Source organism: Pseudomonas sp. MWU318, from assembly GCF_016756945.1.
Taxonomy (GTDB): domain Bacteria; phylum Pseudomonadota; class Gammaproteobacteria; order Pseudomonadales; family Pseudomonadaceae; genus Aquipseudomonas; species Aquipseudomonas putida_A.
Window position 1 is genome coordinate 593352 of the sequence record NZ_JAESJL010000003.1, and the last position, 21162, is coordinate 614513.

Sequence of the window (21162 nt, forward strand, 5' to 3'; positions counted from 1 at the left end):
TATCGGGCACGCTTAACCGCCAGTGTTTGCAGCCACCGGAGGATGACGGGCGGTGATATCGAACAGCGTGTAGGAAAGCGTCAGGTGCTTCACGTCCTTGGGCATGTCGCGGTCAATGATGAAACGCATCGGCATCTCGATCTGCTGACCGGGCTGCAGCACCTGCTGGGTAAAGCAAAAGCATTCGGTCTTGTGGAAATACGCCGCCGCTTCGCTGGGTGCGATACTCGGCACGGCCTGGGCGCTCATCGGTTTGTCGGTGGGGTTGCGGGCGACGAAGATCATCTCGTTTACGCCGCCAGGATGGGTCACCAGTTCCTCACCCTTGGGGTAGAACTCCCACGGCATGTCGGCGTTGTTCATCGACAGAAACTGCACGCGCACTTGCCGCGAGTTATCCACCACCTGCTCACCCTCGTACTGCCCGGCGGTTTTGCCATTGATGCCGAAGGCCTTGCACATCACGTCGTAGATCGGCACCAGAGCAAAGCCGAAGACAAACATCGCCACCACCACGCCGAGCAGGCGGGTGACCAGTTTTTTCAGCGAGATCGAGTCAGCCATGATTTTCAGCCTCAGCCGAGATCCCCTGTGGGAGCGGGCTTGCTCGCGAATGCAGTTCATCATTCAACACATGAGTGGAATGATCTGACGCATTCGGGAGCAAGCCCCCTCCCACAAAGGCAAGGCGTTTCATTTCACTTCCGGCGGCGTAGTAAAGGTGTGATACGGCGCCGGTGACGGCACGCTCCACTCCAGACCTTCGGCGCCGTCCCACGGTTTGGCCGGGGCTGGCGGGCCGCCGCGAATGGTCTTGATCACGATGAACAGGAAGAAGATCTGCGTGGCACCGAACATGAACGCGCCGATCGAGGAAACCATGTTGAAGTCGGCGAACTGCAGGTTATAGTCCGGAATCCGTCGCGGCATCCCCGCCAATCCCACGAAGTGCATCGGGAAGAAGGTCAGGTTCATGCCGACGAACGACAGCCAGAAGTGCAGCTTGCCGAGGGTTTCGTCGTACATGTGCCCGGTCCACTTCGGCAGCCAGTAATAGGCCGAAGCGAAGATCCCGAAGATCGCCCCCGGCACCAGCACGTAGTGAAAGTGCGCGACCACGAAGTAGGTGTCCTGGTACTGGAAGTCCGCCGGGGCGATGGCCAGCATCAGCCCGGAAAAACCGCCGATGGAAAACAGGATCACAAACGCTACGGCGAACAGCATCGGCGTCTCGAAGGTCAGCGAGCCTTGCCACATGGTGCTGGCCCAGTTGAACACCTTCACCCCGGTCGGCACGGCGATGAGCATGGTCGCATACATGAAGAACAACTCGCCCACCAGTGGGATGCCGACCACGAACATGTGGTGCGCCCAGACGATGAACGACAGGAACGCGATGCTCGCCGTCGCATAGACCATCGAGGTGTAGCCGAACAGCGGCTTGCGCGAGAAGGTCGGGATGATCTGGCTGACGGCGCCGAAGGCCGGCAGGATCATGATGTACACCTCGGGGTGTCCGAAGAACCAGAACACATGCTGGAACAACACCGGGTCACCGCCACCGGCGGCACTGAAGAAGCTGGTGCCGAAGTGGATGTCCATCAGCATCATCGTCACGCATCCGGCCAGAACCGGCATCACCGCGATCAGCAGGAACGCGGTGATCAGCCAGGTCCAGACGAACAGCGGCATTTTCATCAGGGTCATGCCGGGGGCGCGCAGGTTGAGGATGGTGGCGATCACGTTGATCGCGCCCATGATCGAACTGATCCCCATCAAGTGGATAGCGAAAATGAAGTAGGTGACGCTTTCCGGCGCGTAGGTGGTGGACAGCGGGGCGTAGAACGTCCAGCCGAAGTTCGGCCCGCCACCGGCGGTGAACAGGGTCGAGACCAGCAGCAGGAACGCCGCCGGCAGCAGCCAGAAGCTGAAGTTGTTCATCCGTGGCAGGGCCATGTCCGGCGCGCCGATCATCAACGGGATCATCCAGTTGGCGAGGCCGACGAACGCCGGCATCACCGCGCCGAAGACCATCACCAGGCCGTGCATGGTGGTCATCTGGTTGAAGAACGCCGGTTCGACGATCTGCAGCCCGGGCTGGAACAGCTCGGCGCGGATCACCATGGCGAACGTGCCGCCGAGCAGGAACATGCAGAACGCGAACCACAGATACAGAGTGCCGATGTCCTTGTGGTTGGTGGTCAGCACCCAACGCATCAGGCCTTTGGCGGGGCCGTGGGCGTGGTCGGCATGACCGTGGTCATCGATTACAGCGCTCATGGCCGGTCTCCTTTACGTGAGTGGACGGGGCGGGCCGGGGCGCATTGCCCCGACCGATTCACGAAGTACGCGATAGACCGGCTCATTTGCTTTCCGCCTGTTTGAGCTCAAGCACTTCTTTTGGCGTGACCATGTCGCCCTTGTTGTTGCCCCAGGCGTTACGTTCGTAGGTCACGACCGCTGCAATATCGACTTCCGACAACTGCTTGCCGAACGCTGCCATGGCGGTGCCGGGTTTGCCGAAGTACACGCGGTGCAGGTGGTCGGCTTTGGGCCCGGTGGCAATCGGTGAGCCCTTGAGCGCCGGGAACATCGGCGGCAGGCCCTGACCTTCAGCCTGGTGACAGGCCACGCAGGTGGTGTGATAGATCTTGTCGCCGCGCTCTTTAAGCTCGTCCAGCGTCCATTCCTTGCTGGTCAGCTCCTTGAGCTGCGCGGCTTCGGCTTTGCGGTCGGCAAGCCACTTGTCGTAGTCGGCCTTCTCCTTGACGTCGACCACGATCGGCATGAAGCCGTGATCCTTGCCGCACAGTTCGGCGCACTGGCCACGGTAGAGGCCGGGCTTGTCGATGCGGGTCCAGGCTTCGTTGACGAATCCCGGGATCGCATCGCGCTTGACCGCGAAGGCCGGCACCCACCACGAGTGGATAACGTCGGCGGAGGTCACGAGGAAGCGCACCTTGGCGCCGACCGGCAGCACCAGCGGCTTGTCGACTTCGAGCAGGTAGTGCTCGCCCTTGGCTTCCTTGTTGTGGATCTGTTCGGCGGGGGTGGCCAGGTTGCTGAAGAACTCGACATCCTGACCGAGGTATTTGTAGTGCCACTTCCACTGATATCCGGTGATCTGGATATCGATATCCGGCTCACTGGTGTCGTACATGCGGATCAGGGTAGCGGTCGCCGGGACCGCCATCGCCACCAGGATCAGCAGCGGCACGACAGTCCAGAGAATCTCGACGGTGGTACTTTCGTGGAATTTTGCGGCGACCTGCCCGGTCGAGCGACGATGCACGATCATCGACCAGAACATGGCGCCGAAGACGATGATCCCGATCACCACACAGATCCAGAAAATGGTCATGTGCAGGTCGAATACTGCGTGACTGATTTCAGTCGCTCCAGGCGCCATATTCACAGTCCAGGCCGCTTGAGCCGGGCTGAAAATCGACCACAACAGGAGGCCCATCCAGACGTGTGGATGTCGCATCATTGCGGGTTCCCCTTATCGTTCTTGTTATCCCGTAGGCGCAACGCCTTCGGCAAGGGAGCGGCTGCATCAGACTACGAACTTGAATCGCCGGGCCTTGCTGCGTGGGCAGTCGGGCGTCATCAGCTAACTCCATTCAATGGCGAGTATAGACAGCCATCGGGAATTGCAATGTCGACGCGTAAATGATCTGAAACAGCCGGGGCTTGCGCTCAAGGGTGCGAATGGAGAAGGATGCAGACGAGTGGCGGCAAACTGATATAACGCAGGTGTATCAAGGATGAAATAATTATGACAAATGCGTCTTAGCATTTTTCGTAAGCCAGCTAAGTTATGTCTTCCCTATTTCATTGCCTTGTTTCCTGGAGTTTTCATGAACACCGCCGCATTGCGCGAGCAGATCCAAAAAGCCCGACAAACCGAAAACGAAACCGGACGGCTCAAGCGTCAGCTGGAAGCCAAACTGCCTCATCTGCATTCCGCCATCCAGTTGCCAGACGCCAACCGCGAAGAAGCGTTGACCAGTTTCGTCACCGCCTATATCGATGAAGTACCAGACATGCTGGACGCAGCCAATGAAGTTGCCAGGGAAGCGGGAATCGAGTCGCAGATCAAACCGGTGCTGAAAATCGCCGAGCAGTACTTCCTCCAGCCGCCGGTCGGTCTGGACAGCCTGCTGGATGAAGCCTATCTGGCGCACCGCTTTGTCGAAGAGGTCAACGACCTGTACATCAAGCACCTCGGCCAGCCACTGATCCCCTTGGACATGACGGTCGCCAATCTGATTGCTCACCAATTGCTCGGTGAGGAATTTGCCAATCAACTGGACGAAGTGGTGCATCACGCCATCGACAAGATGCTCGACGACGAGAGTTTTGCGCTGGAATCGGTAGAGGCCTACCGTGACAAACTCAGCAGTCCGGACACCGGAGCGGCGTGGAAGCGCTGGCCGTGCATGGGCCGTCGCCTCGGCGTGGGCCTGGAGCTCGACCAGCCCGCTGCCTGAGTTACACACAATCCAATGTAGGAGCTGCCGCAGGCTGCGATCTTTTGATGTTGTTTTTAACAATCAAGAGCAAAAGATCGCAGCCTGCGGCAGCTCCTACAGGGGTTGAGTTCAACCCGCAGATTTAACCGGCAGCGCCGATGCCTGTTGTTGTGCGAACCCGCCCCTCCAACCGTCGCTTCAACCCACGCGACTCGATCAACAGCTTCGACCCCTTCGCCGCATTCGCCCGGCCCCACTCCTCCAGTAACTCCAGACACGAATGGTCGATGTAGCTCAGGTTATTGAGCGGCACATGCACCGTCGTGCCCTGCGGAATGCTGCCCAGCACCTGGGTCAGCGCCGGTACCTTGAGAAAGGTCGCCGCGCCCACCAGACGCAATTCCATCTCGCCGTCCTGCGGCAGGTCGATCAGGCTGATCTTCAGGCGCGATGCCTTGAACGCCAGTTTCAACATCGTCAGACCGAAACCGATCAGCACACCGGTCAGCAGGTCGGTGAAGATGATCGCCAGTGCCGTGGCGGCGTAGGTGAACATCGGCATCCGTCCGTAACGGCCCAGGCCGCGAAAGGCTTTCAAGTCCACCAGTTTGAACCCGGTATACACCAGCACCCCCGCCAGACTCGCCACCGGAATGCTTTGCAACACGCTCGACAGCAACAACACGAACGCCAACAGCCACAGACCATGGAAGATCGTCGAATAACGGGTGGTCGCGCCGGCCTGGACGTTGGCCGAACTGCGCACGATCACCCCGGTCATCGGCAGCGCACCGACCAGACCGCAGAGCATGTTGCCGACACCTTGCGCCGACAGCTCACGGTCGAAATCCGAGCGCACGCCGTTGTGCATGCGATCCACCGCAGCAGCGGACAACAGCGTTTCGGCGCTGGCGATGAACGCCACGGCAAAAGCCGCAATCAGCAGGGTTGGATCAGTGAGGCTGAGCAAGTCCGCCGGTTTCAGCCAGTCGATGGCCTCGGCCAGATTCTCCGGCACCTCGACCCGTTTAACCTGCAACGCCAACAGCAGGCTGGCGCCCGTGGCCAGACCGACGCCGAGCAGCGCACCGGGAATGAAGCGCAGCGAATGCGGGCGAAATTTCTCCCACAGCCACATCACCGCAATGGTCGCTAAGCCGAGCAAGCCGGCCTGCCAGCCGAACGACGGCAAGGCTTGCGCCACTGCGCCGGGGAAGGCCGTGAGGTTATCCAGCCCGGACGGTTGCGGTTTGGCATCGAGCATCACATGGATTTGTGAGAGCACGATCAACACGCCGATCCCGGCGAGCATGCCGTAGACCACCGCTGGCGCCGTGACCCGAAACCAGCACCCGAGCTTCAGGCGCCCGGCCACCAGTTGCAGGAACCCGGCGAGCAGCAGAATCGGCCCGAGCATCTCGATCCCGTGCTGGCGCACCAACTCGAACACCAACACCGCCAGACCTGCCGCCGGCCCGCTGACCTGCAACGGTGAACCCGCCAGCCAACCGACCACCAGACCACCGATGATCCCGGTGATCAGGCCTTTGGCCGGTGGCAACCCGGAAGCAATCGCGATACCCATGCACAGCGGCAGCGCGACCAGAAACACAACCACCGAAGCCAGCAGCTCCCGTGGCAACACCGCTTTCAATTGAGCAGCACGCATGGTGACTCTCCCGAAGTTTTCTTCAGGCATGGCTTCGCCGAACCGCTGAAACAGCGGCCGGCATCAAACCACACAGATTTTTAGGAGGATTTAGAAGCGCGCTTTGGGCGTCGCCACCGGAATCGGATGGCTGCCGTCGAGCGGCAGGAAGCGTCCCTGATCCGCGTCGTAAGCCTTGATTTCGCTGGTTTCGATGTTGTAGACCCAGCCATGGATGAACAGTTGACCGTTCGCCATGCGTGAGGCTACCGAAGGATGGGTACGCAAGTGCTGCAGTTGGGCGATGACGTTCTCCTCGGTGAGGATCGGCATGCTTTCTTTTTCGTCGGTGCAGTTACAGTTTTCGTGCACCATGGTTTTTGCCACTTCGGCGTGGCGCAACCAGGCTTTGACCGTCGGCATTTTTTCCAGGCTGTCCGGATTGAGCACTGCGCGCATGGCACCGCAATCGGAGTGGCCGCAGATGATGATGTGTTGCACGCCCAGCGCCAGTACCGCGTATTCGATGGCAGTGGAAACGCCACCGTTCATCTGGCCGTAAGGCGGTACAACGTTGCCGACGTTACGGGTCACGAACAGATCGCCTGGCGAACTCTGGGTGATCAGCTCGGGCACGATGCGCGAGTCGGCGCAGGTGATGAACATCGCCCGCGGCGATTGCGCCGTGGCGAGTTTCTTGAAGAGTTCTTCCTGCTGCGGGAAGACCTCATGATGAAAATGCAAAAAGCCGTCAACGATCGTGCGCAGCGCTGCATCGGCGGATTCCGCCCCAGGGACGGCTTGCGCCGACGCAGCCAACGGCTGTTTATCCTTGTCACTCATGATTCATCCTCTTTGGCGGATTCGGGGAGTCGTTCCCGTGTATTCCGGTATGAAGCCAGTGGCTGTTTAAAACATCCGGGCCATCCCGACCCGTCAGTCACTCGATGAACAAGGTAGCCGCCGAAACTTAACTCAAACTGAATCAAGCGCTCTAGAACGTGTGTTCCAGGTCACAAAAAACGTGACTGAGGTATTTCGACGGAAGGACTCCAACCCGGCAACCATAGGCAATTGTCGCTAAATCAACGACATCTGGCGACCCGGCGGACAGAAGGCCGTGCAGTCCAGGTTATAGCCCTCACGGTGGTTTAAACCGAGACGTTTAATGGCTTTGGCGAAACGTTGCGCGAGCAGGTCGGCGAACGGCCCCTCGCCGCGCATCCGCGCACCGAACCGGCTGTCGTAGAGCTCACCGCCTCGGCTCTGGCGGATCAGGCTCAGGACATGGGCCGCACGCTGCGGATAGTGCGCCTGTAACCACTCCTCGAACAACGGCGCCACTTCCAGCGGCAGGCGCAGCATCATATAGGCGGCACTTTGTGCACCGGCGGCATGTGCCTCGGTCAGCAGGCTTTCGATTTCGCTGTCGTTGATCATAGGGATCATCGGCGAACACAGCACCCCCACCGGAATGCCTGCTTCGCGCATCACCCGGATCGCCCGCAGCCGTGCTTTCGGTGCAGCGGCACGGGGTTCGAGGATGCGTTTGAGTTCATCGTCCAGCGTGGTCAGGCTGATCATCACCGCCACCAGCCGTTGCTGCGCCAGCTCGGTGAGCAGGTCGAGGTCGCGCAGAATCAGCGAACCTTTGGTGACAATGGTTACCGGGTGCCGGTAGCGCAGCAGCACTTCAAGAGTCTGCCGGGTGATCCTGTGCTCGCGCTCGATGGGCTGATACGGATCGGTGTTGGAGCCAAGATTGATCGGCGCGCATTGGTAACCGCGTTTGCTCAACTGTTCCTCAAGCACCTGGGCGGCGTTGGTCTTGGCGATCAGCCGAGTTTCGAAATCCAGCCCCGGCGACATGTCCCAATAGGCGTGGCTCGGTCGCGCATAGCAATAGATGCAGCCGTGCTCGCAACCGCGATAGGGATTGATCGAGCGGTCGAAGGGCAGGTCCGGCGAGGTGTTGCGGGTAATGATGGTTTTCGCGGTTTCGATCATCACCTCGGTGTTCTGCGTTTCGGGCACTTCCTGATACCAGCCGTCGTCCTCGGCCACCGAACGGTTCGGCGCAAAGCGGTTGTGCGGGTTGGTCGCGGTGCCGCGACCCCGTGGTGGCAATGGAGTAGACATGAAAACGCCCCGATACTGTGTGCATATACAGTATCGGGGCGTTGCTCATCTGGCTAGTGCCGTCGGGCGACTGGTCAGTTGTGTTGCGTGACCTGACCGAGGTCATCGCCGGAGGTGTGCTTCATATCCTCCTTACGCAACTCGGCGACGTCAGCGGCTTTCACCGGCGCCCCTTTGTTGCCCCAACTGCCACGGATGAAACTCACCACATCCGCCACTTCCTGATCCGACAACCGCCAGGCGAATCCCGGCATGGTGAAGGTCGACGGTGCAGTGTGTGTCGCCGGCAGGGTGCCGCCCTTGAGCACGATGTGAATCAGCGAGGTAGGGTCTTCCGATTGCAGCACCGGATTGCCCGCCAGCGCTGGGAACACCCGGGTGTAGCCATGGCCGTCGGTACGGTGGCAGGCCGCGCAGTTGTCGATGTACACCGCTGCGCCACGCTGGCTGTCGTCGCCGTTCCACAGGGCTTTGGCCGCTTTCTCATCGTACTGGTGCGGCTGATCGTTCGGATCAGTTGCGGGCAGCGACTTGAGGTAGCGGGCGATCGCGGTCAGGTCGGCGTCGGTCATGTATTGCATGCTGTGGGTGACCACATCGCTCATGCCGCCGAACACTGCACTGCGGTCGCTGCGACCGGTCTTGAGGAATTGCACCAGCTGCTCTTCGCTCCAGCTGCCCAGGCCATCCTTGTGATCACCGCGCAGACTTTTCGCGATCCAGCCTTCCAGCGGCGCACTGCCGGCGAGGAAGTTGTTGCCGTCCGCCGCGCTCAGGGATTTTTCCTGCATGGTCAGCGCCCGTGGCGTATGGCAGGCGCCGCAATGGCCGAGGCCTTCGACCAGATAGGCGCCACGATCGATCACCGGATCATCCGAGGTGGCCTTGTAGTCCTCGACCTTCGGCGCAAACAGCCAGCGCCAGCCCATCAACGGCCAGCGCATGCTCAGCGGCCATGGAATGTCGCTGGCCTTGTTCTCCTGCGCCACTGGTTCGACGCCGTGCATGAAGTAGGCGTACAGCGCCTGCATGTCGGTTTCGCTGACACGGGCGTAGGACGGATACGGCATCGCCGGGTACAACGTACTACCGTTTTTGGCGACGCCGTGGCGCACCGCTTTGTCGAAATCCTCGAAGCTGTAATCACCGATGCCGTTTTTGTCCGGGGTGATGTTGGTTGAGTAGATCGTGCCGATCGGCGTTTCCATCGGCAGGCCGCCGGCGAACGGTTTGCCGCCCTTGGCGGTGTGGCAGGCCACGCAGTCACCCGCGCGGGCGAGGTATTCGCCTTGTTTGATCAACGCCTGATCAACGTCGGCGGCGTGTACAGCCGTGCTGCCGAGCAGCGCCAAGATGGCGATAACAAGATTTTTCATGGTCATCGCTCCTTATGCCTGAACCAGCGGGCCGGGGTTTTTCAGGTATTGCTCACGAATCGCCTTGGCCGACCAGTAGGTCAACGCCGCCACCAGCCCGGTCGGGTTGTAACCCAAGCCTTGCGGGAACGCCGACGCACCTGGCACGAACACGTTGTGCACGTCCCAGCTCTGCAGATAACGGTTCAGGGCACTCTTCTTCGGATCGGTGCCCATGATTGCGCCACCGTTGAGGTGGGTGGTCTGGTAGGCCGCGGTGTTGAAATGATCCCCGACCTGCTTGCCGATCACCGCGATGGCTTTCGGGCCCATGGCTTGAGCGACCTTGCCCATTTTCTCGACCATGAAGCGGTTCATTTTGATGTCGTTTTCCTGCCAGTCGAAGGTCATGCGCAGCAGCGGCAAGCCGTAGGCATCGCGGTACACCGGATCCAGATCGAGGTAGTTGCCACGGTAGGACTGATGCGCGCCGTGGGCATCCATCGACACCTGGTGGGTGTAGTAATCGGCGGTCGCGCGTTTCCACTGGCTGCCCCAGGCCGGAGTGCCGGGCGGGTTCGAAGTGCCGGCAATCGGGCGGCTGCCCGCCTGGTTGACCCACATTGGCGAGCCACCGACGAAGCCGTGCGGGCCGTGGTCAAAGTTGTCGGCGTTGAAATCGTCCAGCGCCACGCCGTTACCGCCGGCACCGATGAAGTTGTTGGTGTGGGTGTCCTTGTCGAAGAACGCCTTGATGGTCGCCATGTTCTGGTAGGCGAAGTTACGCCCGACCACGCCTTCGCCGCTGATCGGGTCGTACGGTTTGCCGATGCCCGAGAGCAGCATCAGGCGCACGTTGTGCAGCTGGAAGGCGCCGAGGATCACCAGATCCGCCGGCTGCTCGATCTCGCGGCCCTGGCCGTCGATGTACGTCACGCCGGTGGCCTTGGACTTGGTGCTGTCGAGGTTGACCCGCAGCACATGCGAGTTGGGCCGCAGCTCGAAATTCGGCAGGGGCTTGAGCGCCGGCAGAATGTTCACGTTCGGAGAGGCCTTGGAGTACATGTAGCAAACGTAACCGCTGCAGAACCCGCAGAAGTTGCACGGGCCCATCTGTGCGCCGTAGGGATTGGTGTACGGGCCTGAGGTATTCGCGGAGGGCAGGTTGTAGGGTTTGTAACCGACCTCTGTCGCCGCTTTGCCGAACAGTTGTGCGGAAACGGTGTTCTTCTGCGCTTCCAGCGGGAACGGATTGGAGCGATCCGGTGCGTAAGGGTTACCGCCCTTGCCCTGACCGACCAGTTGGCCTTTCACGGTCCAGGCCTGGCCGGAGGTGCCGAAGACCTTCTCGGCGAAATCGAAGAACGGCTCCAGCTCTTCATAGCTGACGCCGAAGTCCTGGATGGTCATGTCCTTGGGGATGAAGCTTTTGCCGTAGCGCTCTTCGTAGTGGCTGCGCATACGCAGTTCGATCGGATCGACGCGAAAGTGCACGCCCGACCAGTGCAAACCGGCGCCGCCGACGCCATTGCCCGGCAGAAACGCACCCAACTGGCGATTCGGCAGGGCGATGTCGTTGACGCTGTGGCGGATGGTGACGGTTTCTTTCGAGATGTCCTGAAAGAGTTTTTTCCGCACGCTGTAGGTGAGTTCGTCGATCACCTGTGGATAGTTGCCGTCGGGGTAGGTGTCCTGCATCGGCCCGCGCTCCAGCGCCAGCACGTTGAGCCCGGCCTCGGTCAGCTCCTTGGCCATGATCGCGCCAGTCCAGCCGAAACCGACGATCACTGCGTCGACCTTCTTCATTACGGTTGCCATGCTCAAGCCCTCTCGCCGCGAATCGAAACTGCCGGGAAGGGGTATTGCTCGTTGCGTTCCACCCAATCCATGAAATCGGCGCGGGCGCCGGGGAAGCCGATCATGGTCCAGCCGACCATGCCTTTGTTGCCGCCGTGGATCGGGTCGCAGAAGAACCCTTCCTTGGTGTTTTGCAGCAGCAGACTGAAGAAAATCTTCGCTGGAACCGCATCGAACTGTGGTTTGCCGGCTTCGAGCTGCTTGAGCAAATCTTCTCGGGTAGCGCTGTCTTGCTCAGCAAATGTTTTACCGTTGAGGGATTTTGCCCACTGATCCGTGGCAGCGATGCCCAGGCGATAGATCTCTTTTGGCACCAGTTTGCTCTGCCAGCCCATCTCCGGCGCGGCGTCGGCGTTGAACGGACCTTGCATGTACCACAGGGCACCGGCGGCGTACGGGGTGTTCATCTGGCGGTCGATGTATTCCGGCACGCCGGCTTCCAGAGCCCCCGGGCCTTGCTCGTCATTGGGGATGAGGTGCGCCACGGCGGCGTTGATGAAGGCCCATTCCTCGGCGGTGAAATAGCTCGGCTGATAAGCGCTGGCGTCAGCTTTGGCCGGTGTTGCTGCGGGCGCCGCCGGGGCCGCTTCAGGCGCAGCTTGCAATACGCTGCTGCCCAGACCGCTACCGGCGAGGGTGACCACGGGAATCAGGGTCAGGGATTTGCGCAAGAACTCACGCCGCGGGTTGTCTCGATCTACGTCAGACATGGGGGTGCACCTCATCAGGCATTGATGGTTGTCCGCCGTTTCTGCGAACGGCGTGAGCATTTTTTCGTCGCGGCGTGGCCCGGTGGTTGACCGGGAAAAGGGGGACGCCTGCAACATCGTGTGACAAATGGTAGCAGGCTATGCATCGGGTTGAACCGATTCAGCGGAAAAAGCTGCGGTTTTTTTACCTGAGTGCTCAATGAAATCGCACGGATTCACGATTCTTTGACAAGTGCCTCACGGGGCTTTGACCGTCAGACGTGGAAGCTGCGAGGCCTTTCATTGATGAATTCCGATACGGTCAGCCCAGCATGTCTCGAGTGCGCCTTTTCCCTGCTTTGTGTTTGTCGCTTGTTGCCCTGTTGCACTTGATGCCGGCCCAGGCTGACGCCGCTGCAACATCGCGTCCCCCTGAATGGGCGCAACCGGTTGAAGTGCAGTACAACTTGTTCCAGATGTCGCCAACCCTCTACCGCAGCGCCTTGCCGGATGGCGGCGCAGTGCCGTTGCTGAAGAACCTGAAAGTGGCGACGGTGATCAACTTCCTGCCGGAAGCTGACAGCAGCTGGCTGTCGGAGCCGGGCATCAATCAAGTGCAACTGCCTTATCGCACCAACCACGTCGATGACGCCGATGTGCTCAAGACGCTGCGCGCGATTCAGGCTGCCGAAGCCAATGGCCCGGTGCTGATGCACTGCAAACACGGTTCCGACCGCACCGGCCTGATGGCGGCGATGTACCGAATCGTGGTGCAGGGCTGGAGCAAGGAAGACGCGCTGAACGAAATGACGCAGGGCGGTTTTGGTGAAAGCGGCCATTTCAAGGATGGCGTGCGTTATGTGATGCAAGCCGATGTCGACAAGCTGCGCACCGCGCTGGCCAACGGCGACTGCAGCACCAGTGCGTTTGCCACCTGCTCGATGAAGAGCTGGTTCCAGTCGGTCAACCTCAAGTAAGCCGCACCCTCCACGGCATTGCACCGTGGAGGGTTATTTGCCGGCTCAGTCTTCGGACTTTTTCTTCAGCTTCGGATTCGGAAAGAACTGCACGGCCTGGACAGTCTTGTCCGGCGCCGGCTTGAGCGCGCTGGTATTGACCCGCGTGCCCAGTTCCTTCGGAACCGACAGACCTTGCTCGTTCAATGTATCCGAGTAACCGCAGGCCACGCACTCGCGGTGCGGCACGCTGTCCTCGTTCCACATCATCAGTTTGTCCGGCTCGCTGCACGCCGGGCAGACAGCCCCGGCGATAAAGCGCTTCTTGGTAATCACAGGTGCCTCACTCATGCTGCTGCGTCCTCACTCAGGCCGCTATGGCGCAAGAGTGCGTCAATCGATGGCTCACGGCCACGGAAGTCGACGAACAGCACCATCGGTGCCTGGGAGCCGCCACGCGCGAGAATCGCTTCGCGGAAGGCGCGACCGGTTTCGGCGTTGAGCACGCCGTCTTCTTCGAACTTGGAGAAGGCATCGGCTGACAGCACTTCCGCCCACTTGTAGCTGTAGTAACCCGCGGCGTAACCGCCGGCGAAGATGTGCGCGAAGCTGTTGGGGAAGCGGTTGTACGCCGGTGGACGCATCACCGACACCTCGTCGCGCACGCCTTCCAGCACTTGCGCCACGCTGCGGCCGTCACCGTGAGTGGCGTGCAGTTCGAAGTCGAACAGCGAGAATTCCAGCTGACGGACCATCATCAGCCCGGACTGGAAGTTTTTCGCCGCGAGCATTTTCTCCAGCAGGTCCTGTGGCAGCGGCTCGCCGGTTTCGTAGTGACCGGAGATCAGCGCCAGGCCTTCCGGCTCCCAGCACCAGTTCTCCATGAACTGGCTCGGCAGCTCGACCGCATCCCACGCCACGCCGTTGATCCCGGAAACACCGGCGTGATCAACGCGGGTCAGCAGGTGATGCAGGCCGTGACCGAATTCGTGGAACAGGGTGGTCACTTCATCGTGGGTCAGCAGCGCAGGCTTGCCGCTGTCTGCCGGGGTGAAGTTGCACACCAGGTTGGCCACCGGGCTTTGCAGCACGCCGTCAGCGGTACGGCGGCGGTCGCGGGCGCCGTCCATCCACGCACCGCCACGCTTGTTGGCGCGGGCGTAGAGATCGAAGAAAAAGCGGCCGACGTGCTGGCCGTTTTCCTTGATTTCGAACAGGCGCACGTCCGGGTGCCAGGTGTCGAAGCCTTTCAGTTCGGCGATTTCGATGCCGTACAGACGCTGGACGATAGCGAACAGACCGCCGAGGACTTTATCGATCGGGAAGTACGCACGCAGGGTTTCCTGAGCGACGCTGTAGCGTTGCTCGCGGAGTTTTTCCCCGTAGAAACCGCTGTCCCAGCTTTGCAGATCAGCGCAGCCCTGTTCGGCGGCGTAAGCGCGCAGCTGCTGCAGATCCTGCGCAGCGAACGGCTTGCTGCGTTTGGCCAGGTCGCGCAGGAAGCTCAGCACCTGATCGCTGGACTCGGCCATTTTCGTGGCCAGGCTCAGCTCGGAGAAACTGGCGAAGCCCAAGAGTTTTGCCAGTTCCTGACGCAGGTCGAGGATCTCTTCCATGACCGGGCCGTTGTCGTTCAGCCCGGCGTTCGGGCCTTGGTCCGACGCACGGGTGCAGTAGGCGGCATAGACTTCTTCACGCAGCGCGCGATCCTGGGCGTAGGTCATCACCGCGTAGTAGCTCGGGAATTCCAGGGTGATCAGCCAGCCATCGAGACCTTTGGCCTGCGCGGCGGCAGCCATTTGCGCCTTGGCCGAATCAGTCAGGCCGGCGAGGGCAGCCTCTTCAGTGACGTGCTTGGTCCAGGCTTGTGTGGCGTCGAGCAGTTGGTTGGAGAAGCGGCTGCCCAGCTCGGACAGTTTGCTCTGCACTTCGGCGTAGCGCTTCTGTTCGGCTTCCGGCAGGTCGATACCCGACAGACGGAAATCACGCAGGGCGTGTTCCAGAATGGTTTTTTGCGCCACGTCGAAACCAGCGGCTTCCGGGCTGTTGGCCAGCGCTTCATAGGCCTGGAACAGCTCGCGGTTCTGGCCCATCTCGGTGGAGTAGGCGCTCAGGGCCGGCAGGCACGACTCGTAGGCTTCGCGGAGTTCGGCGCTGTTGCACACGGCATTGAGGTGGCTGACCGGGCTCCAGGCAGCGCCGAGGCGATCGTTGAGTTCGTCCATCGCCAGTACCAGGCCGGCCCAGGTCGGGTTTTGAACCTGGGTCTTGAGAATTTCGGCGATGGCGGCGCGGTTGTCGGCCAGGATGGTTTCGATGGCTGGCAGCACGTGTTCGGCACGGATCGTGGAGAACGGCGGCAGGTCGTAGGACTGCAGAAGAGGGTTGTTCACGCTCACGGTTGGCACCTTGGCTGGAAGAAACATGCGCCCATCTTAATTACAATCGACACTCACCGCAGCTATCGGCGACAGAGAGAGAACTTATCGTGTCCGTTCGCAAGTACCAGAATCACACCCCGCAGCTCGGTCAAGGCGCGTTTGTCGACGCCTCGGCGGTGGTGATCGGCGACGTCGAAATCGGCGAAGACAGCTCCGTGTGGCCGCTGACCGTAATCCGTGGCGACATGCACCGCATCCGCATCGGTGCGCGCACCAGCGTGCAGGACGGTTGCGTGCTGCACATCACTCACGCCGGGCCGTTCAACCCGGACGGTTTTCCGTTGCTGATCGGCGATGACGTGACCATCGCCCACAAGGTCATGCTGCATGGCTGCAGCGTCGGCAGTCGCGTGCTGATCGGCATGGGCAGCATCGTCATGGACGGTGCGGTGGTCGAGGACGACGTGATCATCGGCGCCGGCAGCCTGGTACCGCCGGGCAAGCGCCTGGAAAGCGGTTTCCTGTACGTGGGCAGCCCGGTGAAACAAGTCCGCTCGTTGACCGACAAGGAGCGCGCCTTCTTCACCTACAGCGCAGCGAACTACGTGAAGCTCAAGGACCTGCATCTGGCCGAAGGCTACGACCAGCTCTGAATCGACCTACACCTGCTCAGGATTTCTCATGCATTACCAGACCGTACTGTTCGACCTCGATGGCACCCTGACCGACCCGCGTGAGGGCATCACCCGTTCCATCCAGTTCGCTTTGAGCAAACTCGGCATCGACGAGCCGGACCTGAGCAAACTCGAACACTTCATCGGCCCGCCGCTGTTGCAGGCGTTCATGCAGTTCTATGGCTTCGACGAGGCCAAGGCCTGGGAGGCGGTGAATTTCTATCGTGAGCGCTTCAAGGTCACCGGCCTGTACGAGAACCGTGTGTTCGACGGCGTCACGCCGTTGCTGGAAACCTTGAGCGGCCAGGGGCGGCAGCTGTACATCGCGACCTCCAAACCTTGGGAATTTGCCCGGGAAATCGCCCGGCATTTCGACTTCGCCAAACATTTCAAAGTGATCTACGGCAGTGAGCTGGATGGCACGCGAACCAACAAGGTCGAGCTGATTGCGCACCTGATTGCAGAAGAAGGGCTGGATCCGGCCACTACGCTGATGATCGGCGATCGCAAACATGACCTGATCGGCGCGCGCAGCAACGGCGTGGACGCGGCGGCGGTGGGCTATGGGTTTGGCAGTTTTGAAGAGTTGAGTGCCGAAGCGCCGGCTTATCATTTTGAGACTTTGGCTGAGTTGCATCAGGCGTTTTTGCGGCGCTGATGAGTCGGCCATCGCTGGCAAGCCAGCTCCCACAGGTGAGCAGTGTGCGCACGTTCACCCGAATCCATGTGGGAGCTGGCTTGCCAGCGATGAGGCCGGATCAGCCGACATCAATTCAAGATCCGGCCAAAGCTTTCAAAGCCGCCTTGCGTTTCTCGAGAGCTAAACCGCCCAGCTTCTCGACCTCAGCATAAAACCGCAGCCAATCCCCCCCAACCTGTCTGAACAGTGCCGCAAACGCCGGCACCCACTGGTCATACAGCCCGAACGGCAGCAACCGCGCATTGTTCAGCGGCATGTTGACCCAGGCGTCGTAACGCTTGTCCCCGGCCCACTGGCGGTCGCGCATCAATCGATATTCGCGACGAAACTGCTCGAACGTCGCCGCTTTGCGTTCGCGCATCTGCTCGGCCGGCAGCGGCTGTGCGTAGAGTTTTTCCAGGCGTGAGCGCGCTTCCAGCACCAGCTCAATGAACTGATCGCGCTGCTTGAGCCTGGCATCGGTGTCCGGCGGCAATCCACGAAACGCCCGCCACTGGCGGGTGCCTTCCTGTTCGACAAACGTGGCAAAGGACTCGTTGAACTCGGTGTCGTCCTTCACATAGAAGCGCTGATGCGCCAGTTCATGAAAAATCAGCGTGGCCAGGCGCTCATCGCCCCAGCCCATCATCGAATTGAGGATCGGGTCATTGAACCAGCCGAGGGTTGAATAGGCCTCGACGCCGCCAATCGCCACATCCATGCCTTGCAGGCGCTGGAGCGCCGCTTCGCCGCGCGCGGCGCTCTGGGTGTAGTAGCCGCGATAGGCCACGCAACCGGCGATCGGGAAGCAGTGGTTCTGCGGGGTCAGGGAAAACTCCGGGGTGGCGAACACGTTCCACACCACGTACGGCCGGCCAATATCGGCGTACAGCCGATAGCTCTGGTTGTCCGGCAGGTGCAGCTGTTCGCTGGCGAAGGCGCGGGCCTTTTGCGACTGGATCAGGTGCGTGCGCAGCTTAGCGTCGCGGCTCGGGTCGGCAATCACCTTGGCCACCGGCTCACGTGCCCGCAGCAGCTGCAACTGACCACCGGCCAGTTGGCTGTAATAGCTGATGCTGGAACAACCGTTGAGCAACAAAAGCATCACCCCCGGAAACAAAATCCGAAAAACGCGATCAAGTAACCCATGGCTTGGAAGCGGCCTGCTCAAAATAAAAATCCTTTGGAAAGTCTGCCCGCAAGACTATCCCGCCATTTGGAGCTTCGCTATGCGCATGTTGTTGCTGACAGGAGGCCTGCTGACGCTGGCCGGTTGTGCCGGATTCGGAATGCCCGATCCTGACCCCTCGCAAGCCTGGATCGATCTCGATGCCCGGCAACAGGACTCGGCGTTGCAAGCGCTGAAAGTCGATGACAAGGCAACTGTCGACAAACGTTATTTCGAAGTGCAGCCCGGCAGCCACGAACTGAAGGTGCGTTATCAGTTTCCGGTCGAAGCCACCAACATCGGCCCCGACGCCGAGCCTCTGTGGCGCGACTGCCAGTTGAAGCTGACATTCAAGGAATTCAACGCCGGACAGCGTTATCAATTGCAAGCCGGCAGCATCGGTTTCCGGCCATGGGCGAAGCTCTATGACGAGCAGCGCAACGTGGTCGGCCAAGGCTCGCCGGCAGGCTGTCAACGCACCTGATCGGCGCTATGCTGGAGGTCTGAATCCCTGGACATCCATCATGCGCAAATTGGTGTTGTTAGTCGCGGTCGGCGTTGTCGCGGGCTGCCAGACCCCGTTGCCGCCGGTCGACCCACAGATGGCCTGGGTTGATTTCTCGACCCCGACCCCCGGCGGAAAACTGCTCATGGCCGAGCGCCTGGATAATCAACGTCTGAGCGACGGGCGTTTCTTCCAGGTCACCCCCGGCAGCCATGAGCTGCGGGTGCGGTTTGACTTCGAGGTGTTTGGCGGCGGCGGCAGTCTGATGACCGGCCCGGTCGAGCGTCTGTGCTATCTGTACGTCCGCTATGACCATTTCGAGGCGGGGCAGCGTTATCTGCTGGAGGGGCGTTCGCTAGGGTTCACACCGAGCGCCCGCCTGTACAACGCCAAGCGTGAGATCGTTGCCGAGGATCACGACATGGACTGCCTCAGCTGAGACGGATCAGTTGTCGTTCTTCTGGTAAATGATCGCTTTGCTGCCGTTTTCACAGGTGCCGACGACCATGGCCACGTCGTGCTTGTCGGCCTCTTCCTTGCTGACGATTTCCAGCGTGTAGGTGGGCACGGCGTTCGCCTGGATCTTAACTTCGATTTCTTTTCTGAGTTCTTCACAGTCTTTCGGTGCGGCAAGAACCGTTGTGGCCAATGCACTGCAGAGGATCGCCAAGCCAATACGTTTCATATCCTGAAGCTCCATGGGGCAGCGCGCACGGGCGTGCGCTGAAGCTGCTGTCACTTATTCGACCATATTTTTGCAGGGCGGGTTCTGACTTCGCTCACATCTTCGGTAACTGCAGTGATTTGTGGATTACATTTGCGAGCAGGCTCGCTCCCACATTGGAATTCACTTCAAATGTGGGAGCGAGCCTGCTCGCGAATGGGTCAGTCAGCGCCGATTCAGCTGACCAGCGAAGCCTCAAGGGTAATCTTCGCATTCAACACCTTGGACACCGGGCACCCTTCCTTGGCCTTGTTGCTCAGTTCTTCAAACTGCGCCTGAGTAGCGCCCGGGATTTTCGCCTTGAGGATCAACTTGATCGCGGTGATGGCAAAGCCACCCTCGACCTGATCCAGCGTGACCTCTGCCTGAGTGTCGATGCTCTCGGCCTTCAGGCCCGCATCACCGAGGATCATCGAAAACGCCATGGAAAAACAGCCGGCATGCGCGGCGCCGATCAGTTCTTCCGGGTTGGTGCCCTTACCGCCCTCGAAGCGTGCCTTGAAGCCGTAGGGGGCTTCTGTGAGGACACCGGTTTCAGTGGAGATCGAGCCGATGCCGGTTTTCAGATCGCCTGCCCAATGCGCGGATGCTTTCTTCACGATAGCCATGTCTGCCTCCTCAAGATCTGGCGCGGAACGCCGCGCCGTCGTGGTTTTTACTTGCAAGGCTTCTGAGGATAGACGTCGGGACAAAGTTCAGCCCGGCTGAATCGTTGACTTTTTTAGTAGGAAATTTCATCGCGGCTATTGAAACTCGGGTATATGCCCTCATTGCATAAAACACGCTTATGGATTGGGCAGGTTTTCGTTCGCAAGAAAAACCTGCCTCCTCATTCGGAGACGCAGGTTTATGAAGCAACTGTCCGACGTAAAGTTTTCCACCCTCGATCTGGTGCCGGTGCGCGAGAACGGTAGCCCGGCGCAATCGCTGCGCAACTCGCTGGATCTGGCACAACATGTCGAGAAACTCGGCTATACCCGCTTCTGGGTGGCCGAACACCACAACATGGACGGTATCGCCAGTTCTGCCACCTCGGTGTTGCTGGGATACCTGGCCGGCGGTACCTCGACGATTCGTGTCGGCTCCGGCGGGGTGATGCTGCCCAATCACGCGCCGCTGGTGATCGCCGAACAGTTCGGCACTCTTGAAAGCCTGTACCCGGGACGCATCGACCTGGGGCTGGGGCGCGCGCCGGGTTCCGACCAGATGACCGCCCGCGCCCTGCGCCGCGAACGCTCCGGCAGTGCTGATGATTTCCCGGAAGACGTTGCCGAGCTGGCCCGCTTCCTCGGCCCGCGCACCCCGGATCAACGGGTGATCGCCATGCCCGGCACCGGCACCAACGTGCCGATCTGGTTACTCGGTTCCAGCCTGTTCAGCGCGCAGCTGGCCGGTGAGCGCGGGTTGCCCTACGCCTTCGCCTCGCACTTCGCCCCGCGCTTCATGCATGAGGCGATTCGCGTCTACCGCAACCACTTCAAGCCGTCGGCAGTGCTCGACAAGCCGTATGTGATGCTCGGGGTGCCGTTGGTGGCAGCCGATACCGATGAGCAGGCCGACTATCTGGCGACCTCGGTGTACCAGCGAATTCTCGCGCTGATGCGTGGGCAGAGTCTGGTGCAACGTCCACCGGTGAAAACCATGGACGGCCTATGGCTGCCCCATGAGCGTGAGGCGGTGGGGGATTTCCTCGGTCTGGCGATGGTCGGCAGCCCACAGAAAATCCGCGCCAAGCTTGAGGTGCTGGTCGAGCAGACGCATGCCGATGAGCTGATCTTCACCTGCGACCTGTATGAGCACGCCGATCGCCTGCATTCCTACGAACTGCTGGCGCAGGTCATGAAGGGATAAACGCCGCGCCCTGTAGGAACTGTCGAGTGAAACGAGGCTGCGATCTTTTGATCTGATTTTT

The 21162-nt window shown here is 60.5% G+C and carries 21 protein-coding genes; 7 read left to right on the top strand and 14 right to left on the bottom strand.

From position 1 onward, the window contains the following. Positions 1-12 precede the first annotated feature (12 nt). From JN524_RS10755 to coxB, 3 genes are all read right to left on the bottom strand, one after another. Entirely contained in the window at positions 13-564 is a 552-nt protein-coding gene (locus JN524_RS10755) for a cytochrome c oxidase assembly protein (protein ID WP_003220348.1), read from the bottom strand. A 129-nt stretch (positions 565-693) separates the two neighbouring features. Next, positions 694-2280, bottom strand: a complete 1587-nt coding sequence (ctaD, locus tag JN524_RS10760; protein WP_007962785.1) for a cytochrome c oxidase subunit I — start codon at positions 2278-2280, stop codon at positions 694-696. Positions 2281-2362: 82 nt separating this feature from the next. Beyond that, positions 2363-3490, bottom strand: a complete 1128-nt coding sequence (coxB, locus tag JN524_RS10765; protein ID WP_027610220.1) for a cytochrome c oxidase subunit II — start codon at positions 3488-3490, stop codon at positions 2363-2365. A 370-nt stretch (positions 3491-3860) separates the two neighbouring features. Here coxB and JN524_RS10770 point away from each other — a divergent pair, with 370 nt between their 5' ends. Then, a complete protein-coding gene (locus tag JN524_RS10770; protein ID WP_202369321.1) occupies positions 3861-4493 on the top strand; it encodes a hypothetical protein in 633 nt (210 codons plus the stop codon). A gap of 124 nt (positions 4494-4617) precedes the next feature. On the opposite strand, the gene JN524_RS10775 is transcribed toward JN524_RS10770, so the two are convergent. The 6 genes from JN524_RS10775 to JN524_RS10800 all read right to left on the bottom strand — a co-directional run bounded on the left by JN524_RS10775 (position 4618) and on the right by JN524_RS10800 (position 12184). Continuing rightward, positions 4618-6144: a SulP family inorganic anion transporter gene (locus tag JN524_RS10775; RefSeq protein ID WP_202369322.1), complete on the bottom strand. Its 1527-nt coding sequence runs from the start codon at positions 6142-6144 to the stop codon at positions 4618-4620. Between the two features lie 90 nt (positions 6145-6234). Beyond that, a complete protein-coding gene (locus JN524_RS10780) occupies positions 6235-6966 on the bottom strand; it encodes a carbonic anhydrase (RefSeq protein WP_098966495.1) in 732 nt (243 codons plus the stop codon). 237 nt (positions 6967-7203) lie between these two features. Beyond that, entirely contained in the window at positions 7204-8262 is a 1059-nt protein-coding gene (locus JN524_RS10785; protein WP_027610216.1) for a PA0069 family radical SAM protein, read from the bottom strand. 74 nt (positions 8263-8336) lie between these two features. After that, complete coding sequence (locus JN524_RS10790) at positions 8337-9638, bottom strand: c-type cytochrome (protein WP_202369323.1); 1302 nt, start codon at positions 9636-9638, stop codon at positions 8337-8339. A gap of 12 nt (positions 9639-9650) precedes the next feature. Continuing rightward, a complete protein-coding gene (locus JN524_RS10795; RefSeq protein ID WP_047597066.1) occupies positions 9651-11435 on the bottom strand; it encodes a GMC family oxidoreductase in 1785 nt (594 codons plus the stop codon). Between the two features lie 2 nt (positions 11436-11437). Continuing rightward, positions 11438-12184, bottom strand: a complete 747-nt coding sequence (locus JN524_RS10800; RefSeq protein ID WP_202369324.1) for a gluconate 2-dehydrogenase subunit 3 family protein — start codon at positions 12182-12184, stop codon at positions 11438-11440. A 311-nt stretch (positions 12185-12495) separates the two neighbouring features. On the opposite strand from JN524_RS10800, the gene JN524_RS10805 reads away from it, so the two are divergent. Next, entirely contained in the window at positions 12496-13140 is a 645-nt protein-coding gene (locus tag JN524_RS10805) for a dual specificity protein phosphatase family protein (protein ID WP_027610212.1), read from the top strand. Between the two features lie 45 nt (positions 13141-13185). On the opposite strand, the gene JN524_RS10810 is transcribed toward JN524_RS10805, so the two are convergent. Together JN524_RS10810 and prlC are read right to left on the bottom strand one after the other, a co-directional pair. After that, positions 13186-13470: a YheV family putative zinc ribbon protein gene (locus JN524_RS10810; protein WP_007962808.1), complete on the bottom strand. Its 285-nt coding sequence runs from the start codon at positions 13468-13470 to the stop codon at positions 13186-13188. Continuing rightward, a complete protein-coding gene (gene prlC, locus JN524_RS10815) occupies positions 13467-15545 on the bottom strand; it encodes an oligopeptidase A (RefSeq protein WP_202369325.1) in 2079 nt (692 codons plus the stop codon). The genes JN524_RS10810 and prlC overlap by 4 nt, the downstream gene beginning before the upstream one ends. Positions 15546-15607: 62 nt before the next feature. Between prlC and JN524_RS10820 the strand changes: the two genes are divergently transcribed. Both JN524_RS10820 and JN524_RS10825 read left to right on the top strand, forming a co-directional pair. Further along, on the top strand, positions 15608-16153 hold the full coding sequence (locus tag JN524_RS10820) for a gamma carbonic anhydrase family protein (RefSeq protein WP_202369326.1): 546 nt from the start codon (positions 15608-15610) through the stop codon (positions 16151-16153). Positions 16154-16181: 28 nt separating this feature from the next. After that, the gene (locus JN524_RS10825; RefSeq protein ID WP_202369327.1) at positions 16182-16832 is read left to right on the top strand and encodes an HAD family hydrolase; all 651 of its coding nucleotides are present in this window, start codon (positions 16182-16184) and stop codon (positions 16830-16832) included. Between the two features lie 115 nt (positions 16833-16947). Here JN524_RS10825 and JN524_RS10830 read toward each other — a convergent pair whose 3' ends face one another. After that, the gene (locus JN524_RS10830) at positions 16948-18024 is read right to left on the bottom strand and encodes an aminopeptidase (RefSeq protein ID WP_202369328.1); all 1077 of its coding nucleotides are present in this window, start codon (positions 18022-18024) and stop codon (positions 16948-16950) included. Positions 18025-18082: 58 nt separating this feature from the next. Between JN524_RS10830 and JN524_RS10835 the strand changes: the two genes are divergently transcribed. Together JN524_RS10835 and JN524_RS10840 are read left to right on the top strand one after the other, a co-directional pair. Next, positions 18083-18505 (top strand): PA0061/PA0062 family lipoprotein, encoded by a 423-nt coding sequence (locus JN524_RS10835; protein ID WP_202369329.1) that lies wholly within the window; start codon positions 18083-18085, stop codon positions 18503-18505. Positions 18506-18545: 40 nt separating this feature from the next. Continuing rightward, a complete protein-coding gene (locus JN524_RS10840; RefSeq protein WP_202369330.1) occupies positions 18546-18965 on the top strand; it encodes a PA0061/PA0062 family lipoprotein in 420 nt (139 codons plus the stop codon). Positions 18966-18971: 6 nt separating this feature from the next. Here the strand turns inward: JN524_RS10840 and JN524_RS10845 are convergent, their stop codons facing one another. Both JN524_RS10845 and JN524_RS10850 read right to left on the bottom strand, forming a co-directional pair. Then, positions 18972-19211: a DUF1161 domain-containing protein gene (locus JN524_RS10845; RefSeq protein WP_202369331.1), complete on the bottom strand. Its 240-nt coding sequence runs from the start codon at positions 19209-19211 to the stop codon at positions 18972-18974. 215 nt (positions 19212-19426) lie between these two features. Continuing rightward, the gene (locus JN524_RS10850) at positions 19427-19858 is read right to left on the bottom strand and encodes an OsmC family protein (RefSeq protein WP_202369332.1); all 432 of its coding nucleotides are present in this window, start codon (positions 19856-19858) and stop codon (positions 19427-19429) included. A 241-nt stretch (positions 19859-20099) separates the two neighbouring features. Here JN524_RS10850 and JN524_RS10855 point away from each other — a divergent pair, with 241 nt between their 5' ends. Further along, positions 20100-21101, top strand: a complete 1002-nt coding sequence (locus JN524_RS10855; RefSeq protein ID WP_202369333.1) for an LLM class flavin-dependent oxidoreductase — start codon at positions 20100-20102, stop codon at positions 21099-21101. The last annotated feature ends 61 nt before the right edge of the window (positions 21102-21162 follow it).